This window comes from Pseudomonas oryzihabitans (assembly GCF_032027545.1).
Classification (GTDB): Bacteria; Pseudomonadota; Gammaproteobacteria; order Pseudomonadales; family Pseudomonadaceae; genus Chryseomonas; species Chryseomonas oryzihabitans_F.
Window position 1 is genome coordinate 1 of the sequence record NZ_JAVSJB010000103.1, and the last position, 549, is coordinate 549.

Genomic DNA, 549 nt, shown 5'->3' on the forward strand with positions numbered 1-549 from the left:
TTGTGGATTCAACCGGTCGACGCAACAGCGTGGTTAAAACACTCGGCGGGAGTCGAGTACCCCAGGGTCTTTCTGGGGCGCTCGTTTAACTGCCGAGCAACTTCATCCAGTTCGTCCTGCGAATAGAGCGAGAGATCAGTTCCCTTTGGAAAGTACTACCGTAAAAGGCCGTTGGTGTTTTCATTCGTTCCACGCTGCCAAGGATTCTGGGGATCACAGAAGTAAACTTGGATGTCCGTCGCCAAAGTGAATCGCTTGTGAGCGGCCATCTCCTTACCTCGATTCCAGGTGAGGGAGCGATAGAGCTCCTGAGGCAGTCTCAGAGCGTTTTCGATCAGCGCATCCACCACTGTCTGGGTGTCTTTCCCTGCCACCTTTACCAGCATCACGTAGCGGCTGTGGCGTTCTACCAGCGTGGCAATCTGACTGTTTTTGCTGCCGCACAACAGGTCACCTTCCCAGTGTCCTGGTACCGCGCGATCCTCAACCATGGCCGGCCGCTCGCTGATGGAAAGCGTATCGCTGATACGGCCGTGATTGGCGGTTTTC

General features: G+C 55.2%; 1 pseudogene. It reads right to left on the reverse strand.

The features are described from left to right. Positions 1 to 8 precede the first annotated feature (8 nt). A pseudogene (locus tag RND78_RS27910) lies at positions 9 to 549 on the reverse strand (IS30 family transposase); the annotation flags it as partial.